Here is a 26,486-nt window from a genome sequence, read left to right as displayed (position 1 = left end):
GCAGGCCGACATGGCAGTCGCCATCGAGCAGCGCGAGTCGGTGGGTTCGGCGACGGGGACCGAAGGGCTCGATCCCAAGCTGGCGCTGGCCTACACCTTGGCCGAACGCGAGGCGCACGCGCAGGGGGTGCCGCTGTCCATCACGTCCGGGTACCGGACGCCCGCCGAGCAGCAGGCGCTGTGGGAGGACGGTGTGGCGACCTACGGGCCGGACAACGCGCGCCGCTGGGTCCTGCCGCCGGAGGAGTCCACCCACGTGTCCGGAGACGCCATCGATGTCGGTCCGCAACAGGGCGCGCGGTGGCTCGAAACGAACGGCTACCGATGGGGGCTCTGCCGCTCGTTCGAGAACGAGTACTGGCATTTCGAGCTGCAGACCGCGCCGGGCGCACCGTGCCCGCCCATGCTCCCCGACGCCAGCGTGCGGTGATCGGGCCGAACACTCAGCCGTCAGCCGTGGGTTCGTATCAGCGCGTGGTGCCCGCCACCCCTGTACGCGCGAAGTGTGGAGTTCGAGCCGGCGCGGCGCGTTGCCGATAGGTCTGCACCGCAGCGTCTTCCACCCAACGATCGTCGAGTCACGGTGTGAAGTACCGCTCGTATGGCTGAAGTCCAATCAATCGCCCGTCGGGGTCGAAGCAAGCGGCACGTAGATAACGCCAAGCCTCCGAGGTCGCGAAATGCAGTCGGTTTTCGAATCGCGACCACGCGGCCGACTCGTTCTCGGGCAGCACGACTATTCGGAGAAGTTCGACGCCGTCGAGATCTCGGACACTGACGAACCCGTCGCCCTCACTCGCGAGAAGTCGTGTCCTGTCCAGGGACCACGCCAGCGCTTCGATGCGCTGATCACTGCCCTGGATTGCCTCGAGTGGGTCGCCGGTGTTCGCGTCCCACACCCGGGCCGGGCTGTTCTCACCCCGAGTGAGAAGTTTGGTTCCGTCGGGCGACCATGCCACGGCGGAGATCGGACCGCCATGCGGACTGAAGGTGACCAGTGGTTCGTTACCCCTGCTGTCCCATACTGTGGCAGTCCCCTCCCTGCTGCCGACAAGGTAACGGGTACTGTCCGGGGCCCACTCCATGGCTGATATAGAGCCGGTCTGATAATTCCATACCAACCGTCGCACCAATGTTCCTGTACCCGCGTTCCAGATGGTGGCGGTCCCCTCGCTGTCCCCAGTGAGGAGGCGGGTACCATCCGAGGACCAGCTCACCGCGGATATCGGGCTGCTGTGGCTGGTCAGATTGCGAACAATCGCGCCGCTCTGGGCATCCCAGATGGTGGCGGTCCCTTCGCTGTCCCCGGTGAGAAGCCGGGTGCTGTCCGGTGACCACGTCGCTGCGGATATCGGGGTGGTGTGGCTGGTCAGATTCACCAAAGGGACGCCGGTGTCGGCGTTGCGCACGCTGACGGTTCCTTCGCTGGTTCGGATCAGAAGCCGGGTGCTGTCCGGTGACCACGTTGCTGCGGATATCGGGGTGGTGTGGCTGGTCAGATTCACCAAAGGGATACCCGTGTCGGCGTTGCGCACGCTGACGGTTCCTTCGCTGGTTCGGATCAAGAGCCGGGTGCTGTCCGGTGACCACCCCGCGGCTACGACACCGCTCCAGCGATACCGAGATCTCGCCAGCGGCTCACTGGTCTCCGCATCCCACACCTGAATGGCCCCGTCACCACTTCCCGTGACCAGCCTGGTCCCGTCTGGTGACCAGGCCATGGCCGGCTCGGCGGCACGACGGAAGTCGAACGCCATGACCTGTGTCCGATAGTTCGTTTTCGAATCCCAAATCAATACGGAACCATCCCGGTTGCCGATGAGGAGACGACTGCCGTCCGGTAACCAAGCGGCCGCCCCCACACCGCTGTCGTGGCTGTTGGGCGGGGTGCGCAACTGTACGCCGCTGTCGGCATCCCAGAGTCGGACGACACTGTTGCTTCCTCCCGTCAGGAGTTGCCGACCATCCGGCGACCATGCAACTGCTGAAATAGATCCGATGTTTCGGGTCAACGTCAGTAATGGCGCCCCGTCGTCGGCGTTCCAAGTTCGCGCTGTTCCCTCGAGATTGCCGGTGAGAAAACGCTTTCCATCCGGCGACCACGCCAGCGCTTGAACCCTGCTGCCCTGCCGGTTGGCAGGAGCCGGCAGCTTCGCACCGTTACGGGCGTTCCAAACCTGTATGGCGCCCTTGCTGTCGCCCGTGAGGATTCTGGCTCCGTCCGGCGCCCACGCCACGGCTGAGACGGAGCCGGCGTGTGGGGTCAGGACCAGCAGCAAAGAGCCGGTACCACTGTCCCAGATCCGTGCTGTCCCTTCGCTGTCGCCGGTCAGAATGCGAGTACCGTCCGGCGACCACGTAACGGACGAAACCTTGCCGAACGGTATGCGGAAGGTGGAGAGCGGCTCACCGGTATCGGCATCCCAAATCCGTATCGCGCCATTGGCGTCACCGCTGAGCAGTCGAGCTCCGTCAGGAGCCCACGCTACCGCGCCAGGGCTGAAGCCGCCCGCTCGGACCAGAGAGGAAGTGAGAGTCTGTCTATGGGACGGAGGCGGATCCGGCAACGCGGCGTCGTCACCTACATGGCGAAGGCCACGAAGATCAGCACCCGAGAGATCAGCGTAGGTGAATGTGCAGTGGTGCAGGAAACCCCCGACGATCTGTGCTCGCGAGAGGTCGCAGTGTTCGAAGCGACAGCCGTGCGCGGTAGCCCTGTCCAGCCGAACCGCCGTCAGATCGGCGTGTGAAAAATCGACGAAGTCGATGCGAGAATCTCGCAAATCAGCCGTCGACAACCTGGCGCCAGTGAGATCGATAGGGTTCTGCTCAGTCCCGCAGATCTCCCAGTACCGCAACGCCGCACCGCTCAAATCCATGCCGGTGGTTCTCGGCGCGGGCAGGTTGTGCTTCGCGGCATGTAACGCGTAGCGCAGCAGTAATTCGCTGGCGCGCCGTTTGTAAGTGATACGCCAACCGGAAAGTGTATCCAGCAAAGTCTCGCGATCCTGATGGTCGTGAATCAATTGGCCCAAGAAATCCAGGGTTTCGTCGCTGGGTTCGAGGCTCCAGTCGTCCATTCGACGATGCTCGATGGCGTCGAGGAGAAATCGGGCTACAAAAAATTCTTGGAACGAGGTGTGCGCGAAACGAAACCCTTTGGTTTGTGTGCCGTTGTAGGTATCCTGACGGACCAGGAACGTCGCCGTGCGCAAGTCTTCTTCGAGTACGTCCGGGTGGACTCGGCCGTACCTCCGATGAAGAGCTTGATCTGCCTCCAGTTGCTCGTGCAGCCAGTCCTCGATGACTCCGATATCGAGGATCCGGTCGTTCCTCTGCCACATCCACGCCGCCAGCCGAGCCGTGAGTGCCAGTTTGTCCCGGGCTCGGAGTTGCTCTTTGCCTCCATCCCGCTCTACCCAGGTTTCTACAACCCTCTGATAGATATCGGCGGCGTGTGTAGGTTCACCCTTGAGCCGGCGCTGCTCGATGAACGATACCTGCTGAGCTACGAGCTTCAATGTCACAGGTCTGCTCGTCAGGTCACTCAAATCGTGCAGACTTGCCAGCATTTCGTAGACCTGCCCCGAGTCGCGATCCGGGACAGCGCGCGCCAGATAGGCGCGAACCTGATCTTCCGTGAAGGGAAGCAGTAGCAACGCCTCGAAGTCACCGCGATCCGCTGTTTCGCGATGCTGGCCGAGGAAATGGCCATACTGTTCTGCAACCGACCGAAAATAGTGCGTTCTGCATGACAGCAGTATCTTTGTGTCTCTGCCTGCAACCGGATCCCGCTCCTTTCCTGGTGGACGCAGAGACAAAAGCTCTCTGGTGAATACATTTCCGTCGCTACGATTCAGATGAACCAGCGCTTCGTCCAACCCGTCGATGATGAAAAGCGCGGGATTGCGTTTCGATCGGTCCAGCAAGTCGTTCGTGGTCGGACGGCCGGATTCGCCGGCGCTCCAGCCTCGCGCTATACATTCGTCGAGTATTTCTTGCAGAGTGGGAACCATTTCGCGTTGCCGCAATCTGCTCACGTGGCGCAGATCGAAGTACATGGGTTCCGGCAAACCCAATTCCCCGCCTTCCCGTCTGCGGTGCAGCTCACGGACGACGGCTTGGCAAGTTATCGTTTTCCCGGTGCCATACTCACCCAACACCGCGGCGAGCGGCGCAGCGCCTGCTCGTGCCCACTCGACGAGATGTTCTACCGCGTCGACTCGCGAACCACCCTGCGGTATCGCCGCGTCCGGATCGCCAGGAAGGCGACCGGGCCGTCCATAAAGTGGTTCGAAATACTTGACGGCGTCGAGATCTAACAATTGTGGCCGAGCTCGTCGTTGTTCCCCCACGATTTCCGGCGCGGAGCTACCACGTCGTTCGAGAACCTGGTGGATACTGTCGCGGAGCGCCTCTACCCAGGCATTCTTCGCTCGCTCCCCCCGCATGCTGTCGAACGATCGGCCATCGGGTCGGAATATCTGGCGCCCCTCGAGGCCTTTCAGATCCACCATGTCGAGATCGAATTCTTCGAGCAGCACCGGCACGGCCGCGTGACGGGAGACGAAGTCGGGCAGCTCGTACTGGTGAATATATTCGCTATTCAAGAAGTGATGACTGACGGCGAATATTCCGATATCCCCTTGCGCGATCGCCGCCAACACGCGTTGGTGCCAATCATCTCCAGGAAGAAGGCTTTCGGATGCGAAATCCCAGAATTCGAACTGGTAGGTGCGATCGATAGACGCGAACTCGCGCAGCCTCGTCCATAATTCGGCGGCCTTGGTCGCATCTTTTGCGTTATAACTCAAGAAAACGCGGACCAACGGCTTGCCGTTCCGCTGCACCGTCGCGACCTGGTGGCCGACAAAAGTCTCACCGACCGTCCCCAATTCGGTCAATCGCGGTTCGGATTCTGTCACCCGCTCCGCTGAGAATCCGACACGACGAGAGCCGGACAACTGTTTTGCTCCGATGATCTCCAGGGTCACATCGGCGCCGCACGCACCTACGCTCTTGGCGACTTGGTCGAGAGTCCTATGTTTGACCGCATAGTTACCGCCCGGCAAAAGTACTTCCAGCGCTTCCTCGACGGTGATCTCGATGCGGTCGGCCATATGGACGGCGAGTTGGATCGCCCTCCGTAGGTCCTGGTTACCCTCCCAGCCGTGAACCGTACGCAATCTCGTCTCGGCGATGATGGGAGGAATCCGCATTCGGCTGCCCTGTGTCTTTCGTGTCGCTGGGTTGCTTCGTTCAAGGTACTTGACGATCGGAGCTGCGCAAGGGTCGTATGTCTTGCTAATCAACTGCGGCGCAACACAACTCGATCCATGTCTCGAATGCAGCGACACCGACGACGCGACGAACGAAATGATCCGCCGATGACGGCGGCATGCGGCCAGGCCGAAAAATTTCGGGGGCGAACGCCTGCGTTCAACGGCAATTTGTCGCCTGATGCGAAATTCCGCTTCGAAGGTGTGATCGGAGGAGCTGGAGGACTTGGAGGCCCTAGTACTCCAACCGGAATTTGGGAGCGATGAAGGTGCCGGACCAGAGCGGAGACCGCCTGATCATGTCGTATTCGCGCCCGACGCAGTCACACCAGCGCTGATCCCGACTCGGGCCATGACACGACTTTCGGCTGGAGTACTAGATCACCGGCGTGAGTTCCAGCCCGCCCTCGATCGTGGTGGGAAGCCTGCGCCGATCGGGGGAGCCGAGCGCGGCGGTGAGATCCGTTCCGTCGTGTTCGGCGAGCAGGTCGCCGCTGTCCCACACCAGCAGTGTCGCGCTGACGGTGTTCTCGGCCGCCGAGTGCGCCAAGTCGTAGTGTGCGCACGCCGGGACGTGCGGATAGGTGATCCACAGGTCGTAGCCGGTCATGAACAGATCGAGGTCGAATTGCACACTCAGTCCGAGCAATTCGCTGCGGCCGTTGTCGTCGACGCCCGCGAACGCCTCGTCCAGGGCCAGTAGGCGCGGGGCCTGCGGGTCGGCGGAATCGAGCATGACGTGCGCCGCGGCGAACAGCGGCAGGTGCAGCGACACCGACTGCTCGCCGCCGGACAGCGCGCTGTGCCTGGCCACGGTGAGCTTGTCCTCGCTGCCGTCGGCGGAGATCAAAGTGAACGAGAACACCCGCCAGGTGCGATAATCCAGGGTCGCGGCCAGGATCTCGGGGTAGGAGCGTTCCGGGTGCGCCGCCCGCGCCGCCCTGATCTCGGAGGCGAAGTGCGCCCGGATCGCCGCGAGATCCTCCGCCGTCAGCGCCGACGCGTCCCGGTCGAGCAGCTTGCACATCGCCCGCGCCGCGTCGGACAGGCTGTCGGCCAGCACCCAGTGCACGCCGATGGTGTTGCCCGAGGACATCCGCCGCTGCTTCATCTCCGCGCCCATCCTGGCGATGAGATCGCGCGCGTCGCTGGTGCGTTCGTGGATCTGCTGGGCCAGGCCGGTCAACAGGGCATCCTCCAGGATGCGGCGCTCGGCGTCGGTGAGCAGCAGTTCCTGATCCCGCCGGGCGGCGTCGACGCGGGCGGCGAAGTCGGCCAGCGCGGAAGCCCCGTGTTCGTCGTGCACCTGGACGACGGTGAGGCCGTCGGCGGCGTCCCATTGCAACCGGTAATCGCGGCCCGAGCCGGCCAACGCCGCGTCGAACTCCTGCAACGCCCCGGTCACCGCCGTGCGGGTGGACTTGCGCGTCGCCTCGCTCACACGCACCGCTGCCGTGGCCGCCGAGAGGCTGTCGAACAGCGCGGCGACTTCGTCCGGCAGCACCCGCGGTGATGCCTCCGGCCCCGCCGTCGCGATCCGGTACAGCAGTTGCTCGGGCGTCGACCACGCGGCGTCGCTGCTGGGCCAGCGTCCGTCGGCGGGGGCGCCGAGCAGCGTGAGCAGATCCGGCTGAGCGTATGGCGCGAGGGCTTTCACCTCCGCCAGCACCTCGGTCAGCGCGGTGGCCAGCGACTCGTGCGCGGTACGGTAGGCGGCTTCGGCGTCGCCGACCGCCTCGATGGCCTGGTTGGCTGCCTTGCGCGCGGCCTTCTGCTCGACCTTGGTCGCCTCGATCCGCTGCCGGGCCTGCTCCAATTCGCGGTCGATGTCGGCCGCGCCTGCGCCGAGGGCATCGCGCAGGGTCTCGAGTTTGCGCAATTGCTCCTGGTATCCGGTGCGCGCGGCCTCGGCCTCTTCCGCGAACGCCTCGGCCAGGTCGGTGGCTTCGGTCAAGCGGTCGTCGGCTTCGCGTTCGCGCTCTCGTTCCCGCTCGTGGTCGCCGCGCAACCGCAACAATCCCGTGCCGGTGTTCTCGAAGTGCCGGATGGCGGCGGCGAGGGCGTCGATCTCGCGCGCCGTGCGCGGTGTGCGGTGTGCGGTGGCGGCGGCGCGCAGTTTCTTCTCCGCGGCGGACACGTCCGCGACCGCCTGGTCGAGTTCGCGCTCGGCGTGGGCGGCGGCCTCCGCACGCGACCGCAGCACGCCCGCGGCCTCGGACACCGCGCGCAGCGCCGTGGTCACCGCGGCCGGACGCGGAAGCGCTTTGGCGGCGGCGGAGATTCGCGCGAGTTCGGCGGTGGCGGCGGCCTCCCGCTGTCCGGCGGCGCTCCGGTCCGCCTCGGCGGCCGCCACGGCCGCGGTCAACTCGGCCGAGCGGAGCTCGCGGCGTCTGGCTCGCGCGGTGGCGCCGATGAATTCCGCGTCGGTCTTGCGGTGGCGGCCGATCTGCACGCCTTGCCGGAACGCGCCGTTCGCTCCGATCGTCACCGCGCCGCTCGGCTCGCCCGCGTCCTCGTGCAGGGCGATGGAAGCGAGCACATCGGCCACGACCTGCCGCGGCACCGTCAGCGTGTCCGAATCGTCTTCCACGATAAGCACGTCGGCGAGCGTGCGACCGGCCGGGCGGTCCGATGCGGGCAGCGGCAGCAGGAACTGATCGGATTCGTAGTTCGGCGGCAGCTCGCCTTCCGGGCACACCCAGGCGTCCAGCAGATTCGCGGCGTGCAGCGCGGCCTCGATGCCCGCGGCGGTCTCGGGCGGCACGTCGTCGGCGAAGCGCACCAGCCGCCACAGTGCGGCGCCGGACCGGTCACCGGTCCGGCCGGAGCGGCCCGCGAATACCGGTGGCGCGTCGTCGCGCCGGGCCGCGACCCGCTCGAGTTCGGCGGTCAGCTCCTCGACGTGTGCCGTGGCCGAGGCCACCTGGGCGCGTGCCTCTTGGCGGCGGGTGCGGATCTCCTCGAGCAGGGGTTCCGTGCGATCGGCCAGCACCTCGGCCACGGTGGGCGCATCCGAACCGGCCTCGGCCAGCGCCGAGTTCAGCGCTTCCAACAGGCCGGAGCGCACCGGGGCGTAGACCGCGCGGTGCTCGTCCCACCAGGTCCGCAACGCGGCCGCGGCCTCGGAACGGGTCAAGGCGACCGTCGCTTCGGCGTGCGCGACCTCCGCCGCGGCGGCATCACGCAGTTCCCGCGCGCGCTCGGCCAGTCGCTCGGCCCTGGTGCGTTCGGCGGCAGCGGTGTCCACCGCGCCCACCGCCTTGCGCACCGCGCGCACATCGACGTCGCGCTCCTCGGCGTGCCCGCGCACCGCCGCGGTGAGCTGCTCGGCCCGCGTCGACTCCGGCAGCGGCGTCCATGCGATCCCCGCCTCCTCGGCGGCGGCACGCAGATCGTCCTCGCCGCGGGCGAGCGCGGCGGCGGCGGTGCGCACCGCGGTGCGTGCGCGCTCGGCCTCCTGGGTCCGCTGGTCCAGGGTCTGGCGGGACTTGAGCGCCTTGTCGGCGTGCACGCCCGCCGAGGTCTCCAGGCGACGCACCGCGTCGGCCAGGTCGTCGAGCTGCTGTTTACCCTCGTAGGCGCTGGAACGCTGGAGATTCTCCCGGTCGGCGATGGCTTGCTCGTAGGCGCGGTCGGCGTCCTCGGCCCGAGCCTCGGCCGTGGCACGCTCGGTCTCCCTGCGCTCGCGCAGCGCGGTGGCGGCGAACAGCGCGGTGCTCGCGTGGGTCACCGCGTCGAGCCGCGCCCGCACCTGGTCGATATCCGTCTTCGCTTGAACCGCAAGGTATTTGCGATACACCTCGACGAAAGCTCTGGTCGCCGTGTCGGCGTGCACCAAACCCTCCAGGGTTCTGCCGACCTCCTCCATATCGCTGAACGAGCGAGCGGCGTCCAGGATCAGTTGCTCGTCGAGCGGGCGCAGGCCGTCGGTGAGCGCCTGCGACAAACCGCGCGGGTCGAGGTTCTTGGCCAGCTGCGGGCGGCGCAGCGTGAGGATCAGATTGATCAGCTGGTCGTAGCGCTGCGTCCCGAGGCCGAACATGCGCGCGTCGATCGCGTTGCGATAGTCCACCGGCCGGTCGACGATCGAGTCGGTGCCGATCTGCTCGGCCAGCTGCTTACGGGTGAACGGCCGATCGTCGGGGCCGATCAGGGAGAAGTCGATCCCGACCCGGCCGTCGGCGACGAAATACCAGCGGGTCACCTTGTCCGAGGAGCGGGTGGCGCGCATGCCGATGCCGACGGTGACCGCCTCGGGGTCTTCCCAGCGACCGCGCGCGAACTCCATCCAGACATAGGAGTAGGCCGAGTCCTGCTTGCGGTAGAGGAGGTTCGACTTCATCGTGCGTTCCTCGCCCGCGAACGGGTTCAGCCTGCGCGGCTCGATCCGTCCGTCCAGAACGAAGGGGAACAGCACCTCCAGCGCTTTGGTCTTGCCCGACCCGTTCGGCCCGCGCAGGACCAATCTGCCGTCCGCGAAACAGAACTCCTGGTCGCGGTAGTCCCACAGGTTGACGATCCCGGCGCGGGTGGGGGTGAACCGCACTCCGCCGTGAATGAGCGACATTCGTCAGTTCCCTTCCGTCCCGGTGCCGCCGGGCCCGTAGGTGTCGGCCGCGGTGACGAACAGCTCCGCGGCCCGCTTGGTGCGGACCGTGACGACCGCGCCACGGTAGCGGGCCAGTGCGGGCAGCACGAGCAGTCCGTCCTCGACCATCCGGATCAGCCGCAGCCGTTCCAGCAGCGCCACCACCTCGGTGGTGAGGCGAGGAACGTCGGCCTGCCATTGCGCGGCGAACGTCGTGCCGTAGCGATCGGCCAGCGCCTGCACCGTCTCATACAGCCAGGCCCGGTCGATCAGCGGATAGCCTGTGGCGACGGACCGGTCTGTCTGCTCCGCTGCATCCGTCGCCGAATCCGGTTCGGGGGCGGACGGATCCGGCGAACGCGGCTCCGCGAGCGGCACGAACAGCGTGGATTCGGGAATGGCTTCATCGAGCTGGTCGGCCAGTGCCGCATCCGTGTCCGGGCCGGCGTGGCGCCGCGGCAGCGGGTGATCGATGTCCAGCACGCGGTCGGCGATCTCACCGGCCAGGAGCAAGGCGACCTGCGCGAGCGTCCCGGTCCCCGGAAAGCGGACGTCCGACAGCCGCCCCGAGGTGTCGATCAGCGCCACGCCCTCCGCGCGGCGTTCGGCGCGCAGCCCGGTGAACAGTTCGACCTCCGCGACGATCCGCTCCTGGGCGAGAACAGGACGCTCTTCGGGTGCGAGATCCTCTGCGTACACCACCGGCTGCTCCACCAGCGCCCTGCGTACCCGGCGGGCGATTTCGGCGGTGGTCGTCGCGTGCGCGGAAACACCGCCGACCATGGGCTCTTCGGTGAGCAACCCGCGCACGCCGTGCAGATGTTGCAGGGCCCGCGGCGGCCGGAACAGCGCGAAGACGACCGGCCGGTCGATGTCGTAGAGCGCCTCACCGGCCTCCGGATCGCTGGCCCAGCCGCCCGCGTCACCGTCGGCCAGGCCCAGCGCGCCGCGCACGGTCAGCCAGCCCACCGCGTCGACGAACGCGTCGCGGTCGGCGGCCCGGTCGGTGGCCAGTTCCAGTCCCTCCACCCGGTTCGCGTAGGCGGCGACCTGATCGGCCAGCTCCGACAGCGTGATCTGGTCCCCGGCGCGCCCCAGCGCGGCCAGCGCGAGAGCCAGGTAGGCGTAGCGGCGGCGGTCGAAGACGCGCTCGGCGGCGGTACGCGCGGGCCTGCCCGCGTCCAGGCGGTCGACGACCGGGAAGACCCGCGCGGTGGTCTCGGTGACTTCCAGGCGGTACCCGAACAATTCGGCGAGGTCCTCGCGCAGCTCGGTGGCCCAGCGCCGGATCAGCGGCAGTGCGATCCGGTCCGGATAGGCGCGGGTCACCAGGTGGTTGGCCAGGACGACTCGGGCGGCGCGTTGGTAGTTGTCCAGCGCGAGCGCATCGATGGTGCGTGCGTGCATCAGCCGTGCTCCCCGCGCGGGCGGGACCGTGTTCCGGCGGTCTGCTCGATCTTCAGTGACCGGTTGTTCAACCGCAGCAGTCCCCGGGTGGTGCGCACGACGGTCGGACCGTCGTGCTCGGACACCGTCAGGGTGACGCCGCTGTCGGAGCCGGTGGTGCCGGCCACCCGGCCGCGCACCGGAACCCACGCGGTGGACGCGGCGTCCAGCAGCCGCAGCAGCACCTCGGTCTCCCGGTCGTCCAGCACTCGTTCGTGCACGTCGCCGGACGCCAGCGACCTGGCGGCCTCCGCGCGGGCCCGCTGCGCGTCCAACTGCGCCTCGCGCAGACGCCGGATACCCGCGTCGTTGCGGTGGATACGGGCGGGCGCACCCGCGGAGGGCGGGCGTCCGGTCTCGGCGAGCGTGCGCGAGATCTCCAACGGCGGTGCGTCCCACCAAGATCGAATCGCCGGAATCACGTCGGCGTCCGGGTGCTCCATCGCCAGGTGCCGCGGCTTGCCCAGCCCGAACACCGCGTCGAACAGCGCGTGGGCGCTGTCCACGGTCGGCGCCGCGGTGAACCAGCCGGCCAGATGCCGCAGCGCCGACTCCCGGCTGACCCCGCCGCGCCGCGTCTCGGTGACCCGCCGCAGCAGCGACAGCACCGCGGCGATCGCGCTCATGGTGGCCTCACGCAACCGCTCGGCCTCCGTCGTCCCCGCCTGTTCACCGCCGGACGCGACGAACCAGGTCCGCAGTCCGTCCCACCTGGCCTGCCAATCCGACCGGCGTTCCTCGACACTCAGCAGCACCCGCTCGTCGCAGCGCGCCGCCCGGCCGATCAGGTCGTCGACGCCGGTCTCCTCGATCTCGGCGATCGCGGCCGCCAGCCGCGGGGTGAACCGGGCCAGGTCGAGGCTGAACTCCCGCATGTGCGCCAGCAGGGCGTCCTTGTGCGCGAGAAACGATTCCGGGGTGATCTCGGTGGTGCGAACCAGGTCGCCGAGCCCCAGATAGAAGTGCGCGGCGCGGGCGGCCAGGTCGGATAACGCGATGTCGAGACGGCGCAGCGTGCGGTAGACGCGTTCGGCGTCACCCGCCCGGTTGGCCTCGGCCAGGGTGTGCAGATCGGCCAGCAGTTCCGGCAGCACCAGGCGCGACAACGAAGCTTCGTCGAGGCGGGCGCTGAGCACACCGGCGACTGCCTGGTAGGCCTGGAAACCAGCCTGGGAGAACTGGTACACGTAGTGCCGATTACGATATTCGGCCAGCGTCGCGGCGCGGGTTCCGTCGTAACTGCGCTCCAGCATGCCCCACTGGTGCAACTGGTCTAGCAACGGGCCGATCTCGGCCGCGGTCAGCGGGGGGGCCGCGGGTCGGCCGGGTGTCTCCGGGGACCGGTCCGGCGCACCGGTTTCCGGCTCGCCCCCGGGTGGATCCGACGGACGCGTGCGCGCTTGCGCCGGATCCACGCCGGCATTCGTGACCGGTTGGTTCGCAGTGACCGGATCGGGCGTGTGCGGCGTGTTCCCGTTGCGGTCGATCCACTCCGCGACGTCGTCCGCGTGCAGCAGCACCACGTATGCTGCCCGCGCGCCGTCGAACGCGCGCAGCACCCGGAGGTAATCGGCGCGCCGCTCGGCGGTGGCGAAAGAGAACAGCCGCAGCCGGTCGTCCCAGTGGGCGTCGGCCCAGCCGTCATCGGAGTCGGTCACCGGGAACAGGGTAGTAGCGGGCCGATCGCCACCCGCACGACGTTCCGGTGTTCGGCGTGGCCGCGTCCGGTTCGTCACCGTTCGCCGCTGCCGCGGCGCAGGTCGGCTCACTCGACGGACAGCGAACGCAACTGGTCCAGATAAGCGCGGGTGCGCGGATCGCCGGGGAACCGCTCGATGATCTCGCGCGCGACTTCCCCCGCGATCCACATCAGCGAGGGCAACGACCGCCTGCTGCCCGCGAACGCGCGCATGCCCTCGGCGACCGCGAGTTCCAGGTCACGGTCGCGCACCGCGACCACGGCCAAAGTCAGGTGCGCCTCGGAGACCCGCATCGGATTGCGCACGCTGCCGTCCGGGCGGGTGGCGTTGCGGATCACTTCCCGCGCGTAGGTTTCGGCGAGCCGATCCTCGCCCGCGACCCGGCAGCAGTCCATCGCGTAGAAGTCGAACTTGTTCGCATCGATGACGAAATGGTTGTCCAGATTGGCCGGATGATCGAGTCGCTCCAAGATAGCTCGGCCTTCGTCGAGCGCCGCCTCCACCTCGCGCGGGTTGCCCAGCCTGGCCCAGGCTTTGGCGCGCTGGGCGGCGAGCTGGACACCGACGCGCAGGTGCTGGCTTACTTCCAGCGTCGGCTGCACGGTCTCGATGACGCCGCGGTAGTTACCCTGGGTCAGCGCGAACCACGCGGTCATTTCCGCTGCCCATGCCGCGATCTCGATGTTCTCCGCCTCCTGCGCCAGCGACTGGGCGGCGCGGCGGGTCGCCTCCGCGGCGGTGCGCCTGCCGAGGTCGTAGTCGACGCAGCCGACCAGCAACGCCACCCATCCGGCGAGAACGAGGATTTCGCGGTGCTGCGCCAGGGTCAGGCGACCGTCCAGCAACGAGGTGATCCTGCGCAGCCACGCGGTGCCGTCGGCGTGCAGGTCGTGCGGGTCGGCGTAGGAGTATTCGCAGCACAGGCGTTCTGCGGTGATGCGGACGGCCTCCAGTGTCACGGAGGACACATCGGACATACGGAGTCGTCCGATGAACTCGAGCGTGTCCATGCCGGTGGCCGAGAGCAATTCGTCGTCCCGGTTCGGTCTGGCCTTGGGAAAGAACGCCGCGGTCACCGTGTCGAAGGTGGCGGCGATGATCGGCGCGTAGAAGTCGTCGGGGCGTGATTCGCCCGATTCCCAACGGCGCCAGTTGCGTAGGAGAGTACTGTCGGTCGGCAGGTTGTGCGAAGACTTTCCACGCATCACGCGAACAGCGTCGGCTTGCGACCACCCCCTCGCGTCACGCTCGGAACGCATTCGGACTGCCCAGACGGGTCGATCGTCGGTAGCGGCCACGTCTGTAGTATCGCACCAGTTAACGTTTGGTGGCCTTAAGAGGGCAGGCAGATGTCCGTGTGTTGACAGCTACTTTCGCGCCGCCGCATTGTGCATGCTGAACATGGCGCTAGAAGTTAGCCAGCCCCTCCTGTAAGAGCAATTGCAAGTACATCTGCTCTTGCACGAAGCGCAAATACCCCGTAAAACGGGTGGATCCACATAAGAGAACAGCGATCCCAATCCAACGGAGGTTCGGGTGGAAGCGTTGATCTATGGATACTTGCGTGACGATCTGGCCGATGGCCATAGCAAGGAGCTCGAGGCCGCGATGAGCAGCCTCGCCCGCGAGGAAGGGCTGTGCTTCGCCGCAACGTTCCATGAATCGACCGGCGGTGACGGTGCGGCTTTCGCCGAGCTCACGGCGGAACTCAAGCGCGCGGACGCGCACCATGTTGTGGTTCCCTCACTCGATCACTTTGCCGGCCAGACGATTCCGCGCGACATCTTGATCGCCAAGCTGGCTCAGGAGGCGGCGGCGCGGGTGTGGACCGTGGAGAGTTGATCGCCGCGACCGTACTGTCCGGTACCGCCCCGAACCCCAGCGTCGCAGCCCGGTCACCGCGCCGGTGACGAGTACACCCGCTGCCAGGGAAGCGAGCAGCCCCGCGAGCCGGTGCTGTTCGAACAGCGGGTATACCTGCCAATGCAGCAGATAGACGAACAACGAGCCGTCGGCCAGCACCGCGGCGCAGACGGCGACGACGGCGGGAACCCGGACCGCGGACAACCACACCAGTGCGAGCAAGCCCGCCATGATCAAACGTTCCCGTTCGGGAACGCCGAAATAGCCAGGCACCGTGATCAGTACGACGGCACTCACCGTCATCCGCTGCCACATCGACGTCGCCTTCGCCGCCGCCCAGCCGAGCGCGAAGAGCCACACCGCCAGCGGAGAGAACGGGATGTCCTTCGCCGAATACAGACCGAACGCTTGGTATCGAAAGACGAGGCTCAGCGCGACCAGCGCCATCGCGAACCAGAACGGCTCGGCCCGTTGCCACCGGTCCACCACGGGGATCCGGATCAACAGCGCGGCGGCCAGCATGAAATACACGAGCACCTCGAGGAACCACAGGTGCCCGGCGGTGGCGCTGTCGTGCGGGCCGAGAATCTTGTTCAGTAACATGACATTCTGCCAGCCGTAGTAGTCGGTGCGAGTCATGGTCAGCGCGACCCAGAGTGCCGTCGGCACCGCGATGTATGCCACGGTGCGCAACGTGTGGCGCAGTCGCTCGGCGGCTGGGGCCGTGGTCACCCCGAACCGCGCGAAGTTGAAGCCGGCCACGCCGAGCAGCACGTGCGCCGCGCCCCAGAGCACGTACACTCCGGCGTGCGAGCTGACGATGAGCACGATGCCGACCGCGCGCAGCAGCGTTCCGGTGTCGAGTGCCCGTCCGAAACGCCTGCGGCCTCGTGGTATCCGTTCCAGTTCCGCCACGGACGTGTTCGGCCAGTCGGTGGGCAGGCGGCCGATCGCCCGCTCCAGCCGTGCCGCGGTGGTCACGTAGGCGAGCGAGTTGCCGCCGAGGTCGACGAACGTGCTGTCCGGGTGGACCCGCGCGGGATCGATGCCCAGCGTCGTGGCGTAGAGGGAGCGGATATCACGTGTCCGCGGCGCGGATCCGGCCAGCCGCCGGATAGCGGGGTAGTCGGGTTTGCCGTTCGGTAACCGCGGGATCCGTTCGACCACGTGGACCCGCACGGCGGCGGCGGGCAGGCCGGACAGTCGCGCGGCGAGCTCGGTGAGATCGGACCGCGGGGTCTCTACGGCCACGACGAGGTGCGCGTCGTCGTCCGCGCACCGTGCCGTGAATCCGGCCTCCGCCAGCCCGGATTCGAGACGCTCCAGATCGATGCGCAGTCCGAAGATCTTGGCGAACCGGCTACGCCTGCCGACCACCTGGTACAAGCCCTCGGGTGTGCGTCGTGCCAGGTCGCCCGTGCGCAGGGCATCGACCGCACGGCCGAGGGCGAGGTCTGCGGCGGACTTCGCGTATCCCATCATCACATTGGCCCCGCGATAGACCAGTTCGCGCGGTTCGTCCCCATCGTCGTCGGCTTCCTCGACCGGCTCGAGGGTGAATTCGCCGCCCGGAATCGGGATCCCGATGCAGTCCGGGTGCGCGCTCGCCAGATGCGCGGGCAGATAGGCCATTCGCGCGGTGGCCTCGGTCTGGCCGTACATGACCACGAACTCCCAGCCGTGTTCCCGGCCGAGCGCGGCGTATTCGCGTACCCGCTCCGGCCCCAGTCTGCCGCCCGCCTGGGTGACATAGCGCAGGTGCGGCAGGTCCATACGGGCGAAACCGATGCGGTCCAGCAGTTCGATGGTGTAGGGAACCGCGGCGAACGACGTTGCGCGGCAGTCCCGGAACGCGTGCCAGAACTGCGTGTCCAATACCGATTGGTCGGTGATCATGAGGCTCGCCCCGCGCCACAGGTGGCTGTGCACCACCGACAGCCCGTAGCAGTAGAACATCGGCAGGGTGGTGGCCGCGCAATCGCCAGGGCCGATGGCCAGGTACTCGGCGATGGCCGCCGCGTTGGAACGCAGGTTCGTCGCCGAGAGCCGGACCAGTTTGGGCGACCCGGTGGAGCCCGAGGTGCTCAGCAGCAGCGCGAGCTCCGGATGCAGGCGATGCGCCGAGCGTTCCCGGACCACCTCGGCGCGCCCGTCTTCGACGAGCACGTCCGGGTCGTAGGCGTCCCGCAACTCCGCAGTGATCTGCTCGGTCAGCAAGACCACGCAGCCGGCGCTGAGCGCTCCGAGGTACGCGACGAGCGAGGAAAGATCGTTGCGCGCGGCGAGCGCGACGAGGCGACGGGCCGGGCCGAGTTCGGCCGCGAAGGACTCGACGAGCGCAGCAAGCCGAGCGTAGGTCACCTGCCGAGTGGGTGGCGACCCGCCGCCGTCCGCGCCCGCACGGTCGGGGCAATGGACGGCGATCCGCTCGTCGAAGGTGCGCAGACGCTCGACGATCGGATGGACGGTCACCGGCGAAAGTGTAGGAGGGGGTCGTTTCCCGACCTGAAGGTGGCCCCCCGGCGAACTTCCGGTGAACCCCGCGGACGCCGGCCGCCCGCACCGAACGCGCCGACGCGCAACCGATCAGAGACCGAAGCTGCCCGGACCCCGTCTGCGCAGGTACTTCTCGAATTCGGCCGCGATGGCGTCGCCGTCGATCTTGGCCATCGCCTCGTTCACGTCGACCGCGGCGTCGCCGCGTTCCTCCAGCGAGCGCACGTACTCGCTGATCTCCTCGTCGCCCACGGTCATCTCGTTCACCGCGGTCTCCCAGTCCTCGGCCTGCTTGGGCAACTCACCCAGCGGCACCTCGATGTCGAGCACGTCCTCGACCCGGTGCAGCAGCGCGATGGTCGCCTTCGGATTCGGCGGCTGGGAGACATAGTGCGGAACGGCGGCCCAGAACGACACCGCCGGGACCCCCGCCTTCACGCACTGGTCCTGCAGCACGCCGGTGATCCCGGTCGGTCCCTCGTAGCGGGTCTGCTCCAGGCTGAACCGCTCGGCCGCTTCCTTGCTGTATGCCGAGCCGGTCACCGGTACCGGGCGAGTGTGCGGAGTGTCCGCGAGCAGTGCGCCGAGAATGACCACGGTCTGCACCCCGAGTTGCTCGATGAACTCCAGCAGGTCGCCGCAGAAGCTGCGCCAGCGCATATTCGGTTCGATACCGCGCAGCAGCACCACGTCGCGGTCGCTGCCGGGCGGCGAGCACACCGACAACATCGTCGACGGCCACTGGATTTCCCTGGTCACACCGTCCACCTGACGCACCGTCGGCCGGTTGACCTGATAGTCGTAGTAGTCCTCGGAGTCGAGCTCGGCCAACGGCTCGGCGTCCCAGATCAGTTCCAGATGCTCGACGGCGCCGCTGGCCGCGTCACCGGCGTCGTTCCACCCCTCGAAGGCGGCGACCAGTACCGGATCCCGCAACGTCGGCAGTTCCGGATCGGGAGTTTCACTGGCGTTCACTCGGTCAGCCTACGGTGTGCGGCGATATGGCGTGTCGTAGAACGGCCGGACGGGGTGGCGTGTTCCGGCGCGCGGACGCGGCGGCTCCGGGCCGCGCGTGTGGTCCAGGACACCGAGCCTCCACGCCGTGGCCTGGATCGTCAGCCCCGCCCACTACGCTGGAACGCATGTCTGCGTCCGTCCCCGCCGAGTTCGACACCACGCTACTCGACACGCTGCGCCGTCGTGTCGTCATCGGCGACGGTGCGATGGGCACCATGCTGCAAGCTGCCGATCTGACCCTCGACGATTTCCGCGGGTTGGAGGGCTGTAACGAGATCCTCAACGACACCCGCCCCGAGGTCCTGCGCGGCATCCACCGCGCCTATTTCGAAGCGGGCGCCGACGCGGTGGAGACCAACACCTTCGGCTGCAACCTGCCCAACCTCGCCGACTACGACATCGCCGACCGGATCCGCGACCTCTCCGAGCGGGGAACCCGGCTGGCCCGTGAGGTCGCCGACGAGATGGGACCGTCTCCCGACGGTACGCCACGCTACGTGCTCGGCTCGATGGGGCCGGGCACCAAGCTGCCCACGCTCGGTCACGCCCCGTTCGCCGCGCTGCGCGACGCCTACACCGAGGCCGCCCTCGGCATGCTGGACGGCGGCGCCGACGCCATCCTCATCGAGACCTGCCAGGACCTGCTGCAGGTCAAGGCGGCGGTAACCGGCAGCAAGCGCGCGATGGCGAAGCTGGGCCGCCGGATCCCGATCATCACGCACGTCACGGTGGAGACCACGGGCACGATGCTGGTCGGCAGCGAGATCGGCGCGGCGCTCACCGCGCTGGAGCCCCTCGGCATCGACATGATCGGCCTGAACTGCGCGACCGGCCCGGACGAGATGAGCGAGCACCTGCGCCACCTGTCCCGGCACGCGCAGGTGCCGGTCTCGGTGATGCCGAACGCCGGGCTGCCGGTGCTCGGCGCGGACGGGGCGGTCTACCCGCTCACCCCCGAGGAACTGGCGGTCGCGCTGCGCGGGTTCGTCACCGAGTTCGGCCTGGCTCTGGTCGGCGGCTGCTGCGGTACCACGCCCGAGCACATCCGCCAGGTCACCGCCGCGGTGCGCGAAGTCGAGCCGGCCCTGCCGCCGATCGCGCAGCGGCGCGCGCCGGTGCACGAGCCGAGCGTGTCCAGCATGTACACCGCGGTGCCGTTCGAGCAGGACGCCTCGGTCCTGATGATCGGCGAACGCACGAACGCCAACGGCTCCAAGGCATTCCGTGAGGCCATGCTCGCCGGGGACTGGCAGAAGTGCTTGGACATCGCCAAGGACCAGACCCGTGACGGGGCACACATGCTCGACCTGTGCGTCGACTACGTCGGCCGGGACGGCACCCGCGACATGTCGGAGTTGGCGAGCAGGCTGGCCACCGCTTCGACGTTGCCGATCATGCTCGACTCCACCGAGGCCCCCGTACTGCGGGCCGGGCTGGAGCACCTCGGCGGGCGTTGCGCGGTCAACTCGGTGAACTACGAGGACGGCGCCGGTCCCGATTCGCGGTTCCAGCAGACCATGCGCCTGGTCGCCGAGCACGGCGCCGCCGTGGTCGCGCTGACCATCGACGAGGAGGGCCAGGCCCGCACCGCGGCGAAGAAGGTGGAGATCGCCGAGCGGCTGATCGCCGACATCACCGGCAACTGGGGGCTGTCGGAGAGCGACATCATCATCGACACGCTCACCTTCACCCTGGGCACCGGCCAGGAGGAGTCGCGCCGCGACGGGCTGGAGACCATCGAGGCCATCCGCGAGCTCAAGCGCCGGCATCCACGGGTGCAGACCACCTTGGGTCTGTCCAACATCTCCTTCGGCCTCAATCCGGCCGCCCGGCAGGTGCTCAACTCGGTCTTCATGCACGAATGCGTCCAAGCCGGTCTGGATTCGGCGATCGTGCACGCCTCCAAGATCCTGCCGATCAGCCGTATCCCGGAGGAGCAGCGCGAGGTCGCGCTGGATCTGGTGTACGACCGCCGTGCGGAGGGCTACGACCCGCTGCAGAAGCTGATGGCGCTGTTCGAAGGCGTGTCCACCTCCTCGTCGAAGGCGTCGCGGGCGGAGGAACTGGCCGCGCTTCCGTTGTTCGAGCGGCTGGAGCGGCGGATCGTCGACGGGGAACGCGCCGGGATGGAAGCCGACCTGGACGCGGCCATGACCGAGGTGCCGCCGCTGCAGATCATCAACGAGACCCTGCTGGCCGGGATGAAGACGGTCGGCGAGCTGTTCGGGTCCGGTCAGATGCAGCTGCCGTTCGTGCTGCAGTCCGCCGAGGTGATGAAGGCCGCCGTCGCGTACCTCGAGCCGCACATGGAGGCCACCGACGACAGTGGCAAGGGCCGCATCGTGCTGGCCACCGTGAAGGGCGACGTGCACGACATCGGCAAGAACCTGGTCGACATCATCCTGTCGAACAACGGCTACGAGGTGGTCAACCTCGGCATCAAGCAGCCGATCGCCACCATCCTGGACGCGGCGGTGGACAAGAAGGCAGACGTCATCGGCATGTCGGGCCTGCTGGTCAAGTCGACCGTGGTGATGAAGGAGAACCTCGAGGAGCTCAACGCCAAGGGCGTGGCCGAGCAGTTCCCGGTGCTGCTGGGCGGTGCGGCGCTCACCCGCTCCTACGTGGAGAACGACCTGACCGAGGTGTACGAGGGCGACGTGCACTATGCGCGCGACGCGTTCGAGGGCCTGCGGCTGATGGACGACATCATGACCCGCAAACGCGGTGGCGACCTCGACCCGGACAGCCCGGAAGCCATCGCCGAGCGGGAGAAGGCCGCCGAGCGCAAAGCGCGCCACGAGCGCTCCAAGCGAATCGCGGCGGAGCGCAGGGCGAACGAGGCGCCCGTCGTGGTGCCGGAGCGCTCCGACGTCGCGGCCGATCTGCCGGTGCCGGTGCCGCCCTTCTGGGGCACACGGGTGGTGAAAGGCCTCGCGCTGCACGAATATTCGGGCCTGCTCGACGAGCGGGCGTTGTTCCTGGGGCAGTGGGGCCTGCGTGGGCAGCGCGGTGGCGACGGTCCCGGCTACGAGGAACTGGTGGAGACCGAGGGCAGGCCGCGTCTGCGCGCCTGGCTGGACCGATTGAGCACCGAGGGCGTGTTGCAGCACGCCGCGGTGGTGTACGGCTACTTCCCCGCGGTGTCCGAAGGCGACGACGTCATCGTGCTCACCGAACCGGAACCCGATGCGCCGGAGCGGTACCGGTTCACCTTCCCGCGGCAGCAGCGCGACCGGTTCCTGTGCATCGCCGACTTCATCCGTTCGCGGGAGTACGCCCGCTCGACCGGTCAGGTGGACGTGCTTCCGTTCCAGCTGGTCACGATGGGTCAGCCGATCGCCGACTTCGCCAACGAGCTGTTCGCGGGTGACAGCTACCGCGATTACCTCGAGGTGCACGGCATCGGCGTCCAGCTCACCGAGGCGCTCGCCGAGTACTGGCACCGCCGCATCCGCGAGGAGCTCGTCCTCGACGGTCACGCGGTCGCCGACTCCGACCCGGCCGACGTGCTGGAGTACTTCAAGCTCGGCTATCGCGGCGCCCGCTACTCGTTCGGCTACGGCGCCTGCCCGGAGCTGGAGGACCGCGCCAAACTGGTCGACCTGCTCGAAGCCGATCGCATCGGCGTCGTGCTCTCCGAGGAGTTGCAGCTGCATCCGGAGCAGTCCACCGACGCCTTTGTCCTGCTGCATCCGGAGGCGAAGTACTTCAACGCGTAGCCGTTCGCCGATGCGGCGCGGCGCCGACGCCCGAGGGTCTCGGCGCCGCGCTGTCAGCGCGAACGCGGCTGCCCGATCGTCAGGCGCGAGGCTTTGGAAGCCGTATCGGTACGTCGCCTTTGCCGCAGGTCGGCATCGCTGCTTCCGGACGCTCTCGACCGGCCGATCGGTCTGCCGAGTGCCCGGGGCGCGCCATCTTCGTCTCGCGGATCGGGCGTAGGCGCGCGGAGTCCAGCGGACGTGAGCGCCTTTCTCGGCCTGTCCGTCCGTTCGTGGTCCGCAGCGGGCGTCGCGGCCGGACGGCGAGCGATCAGTGGTGGACTGCTAGCAATAGCGAGATGCTCTCGCGTGAAGGGCCTTTGCTACCTGCCCGGATGTCATGTCTCGCGTGCATCGGGGCGCTCGTCGGCGCGTCACAGTGGCGGGCGCGCGGTTTACCTGGGCGATCGTCCGTGCCCGCACCGGGAGGTGGCTGTGTGTCGGGTGGATGTGCCATTGTCGAAGGCGTTGTAACTGCATCCGGGGCAGTCGGCGGATGCGTTCGCGTCCCTGCTCAGTGGTGCAAAGCACGTCGGCGCGTACGCTTTCGGAATTCTTCCGGGCTTGCGTGTGGAGTGCGAGACGGCTAGGCGCGCAAGTAGGAAGAGGCACACCACGATGACGGCGGATCGATTGATCGCGGGACGTTACCGGCTCACGGATCCGATCGGCACCGGCGCCATGGGTGTGGTGTGGCGGGCCACCGACGTCCGGCTGCAGCGCACCGTCGCGGTCAAACAGGTGCTCCTCGGTCCCGGACTCACCGGATCGGCTGCGCTGGAGGCGAAACGGCGTGCCATGCGGGAGGGGCGGATCGCGGCGCGGCTGCACCACCCGAACGCCATCACCGTGTTCGACGTGGCCGAGGAAGACGGCCAGCCCTGGCTGGTCATGGAGTACCTGGACGCGCCGAGCCTGGCGACCAAGCTGTCGGGCAACCGGACGCTGCCGCCGCTGGAGGTCGCCCGGATCGGCGCGCAGGCGGCGAGCGCCTTGGCCGCGGCGCACGACGCGGGGATCATGCACCGGGACGTGAAGCCGGCGAATCTGCTGGTCGCCGACGACGGCACGGTCAAGATCACCGACTTCGGCATTTCCCGCGCGGTCGGCGACGTGACGGTCACGGCCACCGGGTTTCTCGCCGGGACGCCGGCCTACCTGTCGCCCGAGGTGGCGCGCGGCGAGGACCCGGAACCGGCTTCCGACGTCTTCGCTCTCGGTTCGACGTTGTACGCGGCGGTGCAGGGCGCTCCACCGTTCGGTGAGAGCGACAACCCGCTGGCCCTGCTGCACGCGGTGGCGCGGGGCGAAATCCCGCCGCCGGAGGCGGCCGGCTCGCTGGGGCCGGTGCTGATGTACCTGCTCGCCCCGGCCGTCGCCGACCGCCCGACCATGCGGGAGGCGAAAGCGGTCCTCGAAGCCGTCGCGGCGGGACGGGATCTGGAGCTGCCCGCATCGGTGACCAAGGTGATTGCCGCCCCCGCCGCCACGACGACCGTGCTGCCCGACCCCGCCGCTGCCGTATCGCCGGAGCAGTCGGACGACACCGGTGTCACCGCGGTCGTACCCGCCGCTGTGCCGGGTCCGGCCGTGCCGCAAGGAGTTACGTCACGGCCGGTGCCGAGGCGGGCCGGGGTGGCGACGACGTTGCGGAGTGTTCTGAGCGGCCGGCAGCGCCGCCGACTGATCGCCGTGGAAGTCGCCGCGGTGGTCGGGGTGTTGATCCTGGTCGGCATCATCGCAATGCTGGCCGGCGTGGACGGCGAGGGTGGCGACGCGCCGACGTCGTCGGTCGCGCCTCCGGCCGCCGTGGCACCCGAGAACACGCAGGCGCCGGCCGACGCGGCCGGAGCCGAGCCGCGACAGGCGCCGGTACAAGCTCCCGCTCCAGCCCAGGCGCAAACATCCGCCTCCTCGGCGCCCGCGCCCACTTCTGGGCCCCTGCCGGGGCCCGCACCCACTTCAGCGGGTGCCCCGCTGCCCCCGCCTGCCCCGGGAACCACCCCTCCGGCGCAAACGACGAACCCCGCGCCGAGCACCACTCCGCCGCCCAGCACCACGCCGCAGTCCACGTCGAGCCCTGCCCCGACCACCACGGGCCCGGCCACCACCGCGACGACGACCCCGTCCGGTCCGCCGACACCCGACCGGATCGCCTCGTTCATCCAGGGCTACTACGGCATGCTGCCCACCAACGTGTCCGGCGCCTGGACGCAGCTGGCCCCCGGATACCAGGCAAAGACCGGCTACGACTCATACGTGAACTTCTGGGGCACGATTCGCTCGGTGAGCGTGGGCTCGGTTACGCAGAACGGCGCGAATCGGGCGGTCGTCGCGTTGACCTACACCTTGAAGAACGGCACGACGACTTCCGAGAGCCGCTGGATCGAGGTCGTCGGCGACAGTGCCAAGTTGCAGATCGCCGCATCGGGTACCTAGGGGACACGGCCGAGCGTTGGCCTGCGCCATCGAGTAGCCCAGCCATCCGAGGGTGAGCAGGCTCGGCTGCGGAGCGGCTCCGTCCCGGCGGTACGGTTCGTGCGGCGGCCGGGTGATCTCGGAAGGTTCGCAACGGTGCCCGCGACATGGACGAGAGCTGGGAGAAGGACCGAAACGTGACAGCGCGACTGGCCGGAGTGCTCTGGGACATGGACGGCACGCTCCTCGACTCGGAGAAGCTCTGGGATGTCGCGGTGCGGGAACTGGCACGTGAGCACGGTCACGAGATGACCGATGCGATCCGGCACGCGCTGATCGGGGCGTCCGGCCCGAACGCGCTGCGGATCATGTTCACCGGCTTGGGCATCGAGCCGACGCCGGACTCGTTGCGTGCGGCGGGGGAGTTCCTGGAGCGGCGGGTGACCGAATTGATGACCGGCCCCATCCCGTGGCGGCCTGGTGCGAAGGATGCGCTGGCCATGGTGCGCGCGGCGGGGCTGGCCAGCGCGCTCGTCACCAATACCAAGCGGTCGCTCACGGAGTTCGGTCTCGACACGCTGGGCCGGGACTTCTTCGATGTCTCGGTCTGCGGCGACGAGGTGGCGCACGGCAAGCCGGAGCCGGATGTCTACCTGCGCGCTGCCGAGCTGCTCGGGCTCGATCCGGAACAGTGTGTGGCGGTGGAGGATTCGCCGACGGGTACGCGTGCGGCGCAGGCCGCGGGCTGTGCGGTGGTGGTCGTCCCGTGCGAGATTCCGGTGCCGCACGCGCCGGGGCGGGTGTTCCGGGATTCATTGATCGGGCTGACCGTCGCGGAACTCGAAAACGCTCTGCGCGTGCGGGATTGAGCCATCGGGGTGGCTGTGGTGCGCGACGTTCGCGCACGGGCCATGCCGAGAGTTACTGTGCCGCAACGGGTGTGCGTGCAGATGATAGGTGTGACCGTGATCACCGGCAATCTCGCCGAATCCCGGGCGTGTCGGCGACCGCTCCACCAAAATGACGCCATGGCAGCGTTGGGCGTCCTCGACGAGATCGTAGATACCGGACGGTATCCCCTGGCGGAGGCGGAAGGACCCGCGCTGCGGGAAGCGGTTCGGCGCGCCCGTGCGGAACTGGCCGACACCGGCTGCACCGTGCTGCGTGGCTTCATCCGTCCGGAACTGACCGAGACGTTGCGGGCGCAGGGCGAGCTGATGGCCCCGCACGCGCACTACGAGGTCGAGCGGGTCAACGCCTACAACATTCCGCTGGACGCCGACCTGCCGGAGGACCATCCGGGCCGGATCGTGCTCGAGCGGGGCAACGCTTTCGTGCCCCGCGACCGCATCCCCGCCGACGCGCTGATCCACCGGCTCTACACCGACGAGCTGTTCCAGCGATTCGTCGCCGACTGCTTCGACCTGTCGGAATTGCACGAATTCGCCGATCCCCTGGCGGGACTGTGCCTGAACGTCGTCGCGCCGGGCATGTCGCACCCCTGGCATTTCGACACCAACGAATTCACCGTCTCGATGCTGACCCAGCCCGCCGAGGAGGGCGGCGTCTTCGAGTACTGCCCCAACATCCGCACACCCGAGGCGGAACACCTCGACGACGTCCGCGCCGTGCTCACCGGCACCGGCGAGCGCTTCGTCCAGCGGCTCGAACTGCGTCCGGGCGACCTGCAGCTGTTCCAGGGTCGCTTCTCGTTGCACCGCGTCTCACCCGTCGACGGTGCGCGTCAGCGCCATTCGGCCATTTTCGCCTACACCGATCGTCCCGGGATGGTCGGCACGGTGGAGCGCACCCGGCAGTTGTTCGGCCGCGTGCTACCCGACCACCTAGCCGCCGCGGCCGACGCCGTCCGGGGCGATCGACTGCTCGACTGAGCCGAACGGCTCGACTGACCGAGCTC

13 protein-coding genes are annotated in these 26,486 nt (G+C 68.1%); 6 read left to right on the top strand and 7 right to left on the bottom strand.

Annotated features, from left to right (window positions below):
• Positions 1 to 10 precede the first annotated feature (10 nt).
• A complete protein-coding gene (locus ACL03I_RS09290) occupies positions 11 to 430 on the top strand; it encodes a M15 family metallopeptidase (RefSeq protein WP_412805736.1) in 420 nt (139 codons plus the stop codon).
• Between the two features lie 148 nt (positions 431 to 578).
• Here the strand turns inward: ACL03I_RS09290 and ACL03I_RS09285 are convergent, their stop codons facing one another.
• From ACL03I_RS09285 to ACL03I_RS09265, 5 genes are all read right to left on the bottom strand, one after another.
• A complete protein-coding gene (locus ACL03I_RS09285) occupies positions 579 to 5,219 on the bottom strand; it encodes a WD40 domain-containing protein (protein ID WP_412805665.1) in 4,641 nt (1,546 codons plus the stop codon).
• A 436-nt stretch (positions 5,220 to 5,655) separates the two neighbouring features.
• Positions 5,656 to 9,846: a TIGR02680 family protein gene (locus ACL03I_RS09280; RefSeq protein WP_412805664.1), complete on the bottom strand. Its 4,191-nt coding sequence runs from the start codon at positions 9,844 to 9,846 to the stop codon at positions 5,656 to 5,658.
• 3 nt (positions 9,847 to 9,849) lie between these two features.
• Positions 9,850 to 11,274 (bottom strand): TIGR02678 family protein, encoded by a 1,425-nt coding sequence (locus ACL03I_RS09275; RefSeq protein WP_412805663.1) that lies wholly within the window; start codon positions 11,272 to 11,274, stop codon positions 9,850 to 9,852.
• Entirely contained in the window at positions 11,274 to 12,971 is a 1,698-nt protein-coding gene (locus ACL03I_RS09270) for a TIGR02677 family protein (protein WP_412805662.1), read from the bottom strand. Before ACL03I_RS09270 ends, ACL03I_RS09275 begins: the two co-directional genes overlap by 1 nt.
• 107 nt (positions 12,972 to 13,078) lie before the next feature.
• A complete protein-coding gene (locus ACL03I_RS09265; protein ID WP_355077686.1) occupies positions 13,079 to 14,218 on the bottom strand; it encodes an XRE family transcriptional regulator in 1,140 nt (379 codons plus the stop codon).
• Positions 14,219 to 14,549: 331 nt separating this feature from the next.
• Here ACL03I_RS09265 and ACL03I_RS09260 point away from each other — a divergent pair, with 331 nt between their 5' ends.
• Complete coding sequence (locus ACL03I_RS09260; RefSeq protein WP_350901430.1) at positions 14,550 to 14,855, top strand: hypothetical protein; 306 nt, start codon at positions 14,550 to 14,552, stop codon at positions 14,853 to 14,855.
• Here the strand turns inward: ACL03I_RS09260 and ACL03I_RS09255 are convergent.
• Positions 14,757 to 17,348 (bottom strand): AMP-binding protein, encoded by a 2,592-nt coding sequence (locus ACL03I_RS09255; protein ID WP_412805661.1) that lies wholly within the window; start codon positions 17,346 to 17,348, stop codon positions 14,757 to 14,759. The two genes, ACL03I_RS09260 and ACL03I_RS09255, sit on opposite strands and share 99 nt — an antisense overlap.
• Before the next feature lie 114 nt (positions 17,349 to 17,462).
• Positions 17,463 to 18,347 carry a PAC2 family protein gene (locus tag ACL03I_RS09250; protein WP_063018039.1) on the bottom strand — a complete coding sequence of 295 codons (885 nt, stop codon included), beginning with the start codon at positions 18,345 to 18,347 and terminating at the stop codon, positions 17,463 to 17,465.
• 167 nt (positions 18,348 to 18,514) lie between these two features.
• Here ACL03I_RS09250 and metH point away from each other — a divergent pair, with 167 nt between their 5' ends.
• The 4 genes from metH to ACL03I_RS09230 all read left to right on the top strand — a co-directional run bounded on the left by metH (position 18,515) and on the right by ACL03I_RS09230 (position 26,460).
• The gene (metH, locus tag ACL03I_RS09245; protein ID WP_355077499.1) at positions 18,515 to 22,111 is read left to right on the top strand and encodes a methionine synthase; all 3,597 of its coding nucleotides are present in this window, start codon (positions 18,515 to 18,517) and stop codon (positions 22,109 to 22,111) included.
• 657 nt (positions 22,112 to 22,768) lie between these two features.
• Positions 22,769 to 24,589 carry a serine/threonine-protein kinase gene (locus ACL03I_RS09240; protein WP_412805660.1) on the top strand — a complete coding sequence of 607 codons (1,821 nt, stop codon included), beginning with the start codon at positions 22,769 to 22,771 and terminating at the stop codon, positions 24,587 to 24,589.
• A gap of 146 nt (positions 24,590 to 24,735) precedes the next feature.
• Positions 24,736 to 25,437 (top strand): HAD family hydrolase, encoded by a 702-nt coding sequence (locus ACL03I_RS09235; protein ID WP_355077503.1) that lies wholly within the window; start codon positions 24,736 to 24,738, stop codon positions 25,435 to 25,437.
• A 159-nt stretch (positions 25,438 to 25,596) separates the two neighbouring features.
• On the top strand, positions 25,597 to 26,460 hold the full coding sequence (locus ACL03I_RS09230) for a HalD/BesD family halogenase (RefSeq protein WP_355077505.1): 864 nt from the start codon (positions 25,597 to 25,599) through the stop codon (positions 26,458 to 26,460).
• The last annotated feature ends 26 nt before the right edge of the window (positions 26,461 to 26,486 follow it).

The sequence above is a fragment of the Nocardia sichangensis genome (genome assembly GCF_047200615.1).
Taxonomy (GTDB): domain Bacteria; phylum Actinomycetota; class Actinomycetes; order Mycobacteriales; family Mycobacteriaceae; genus Nocardia; species Nocardia sichangensis.
This window is presented reverse-complemented; position numbering and strand designations above follow the sequence as displayed.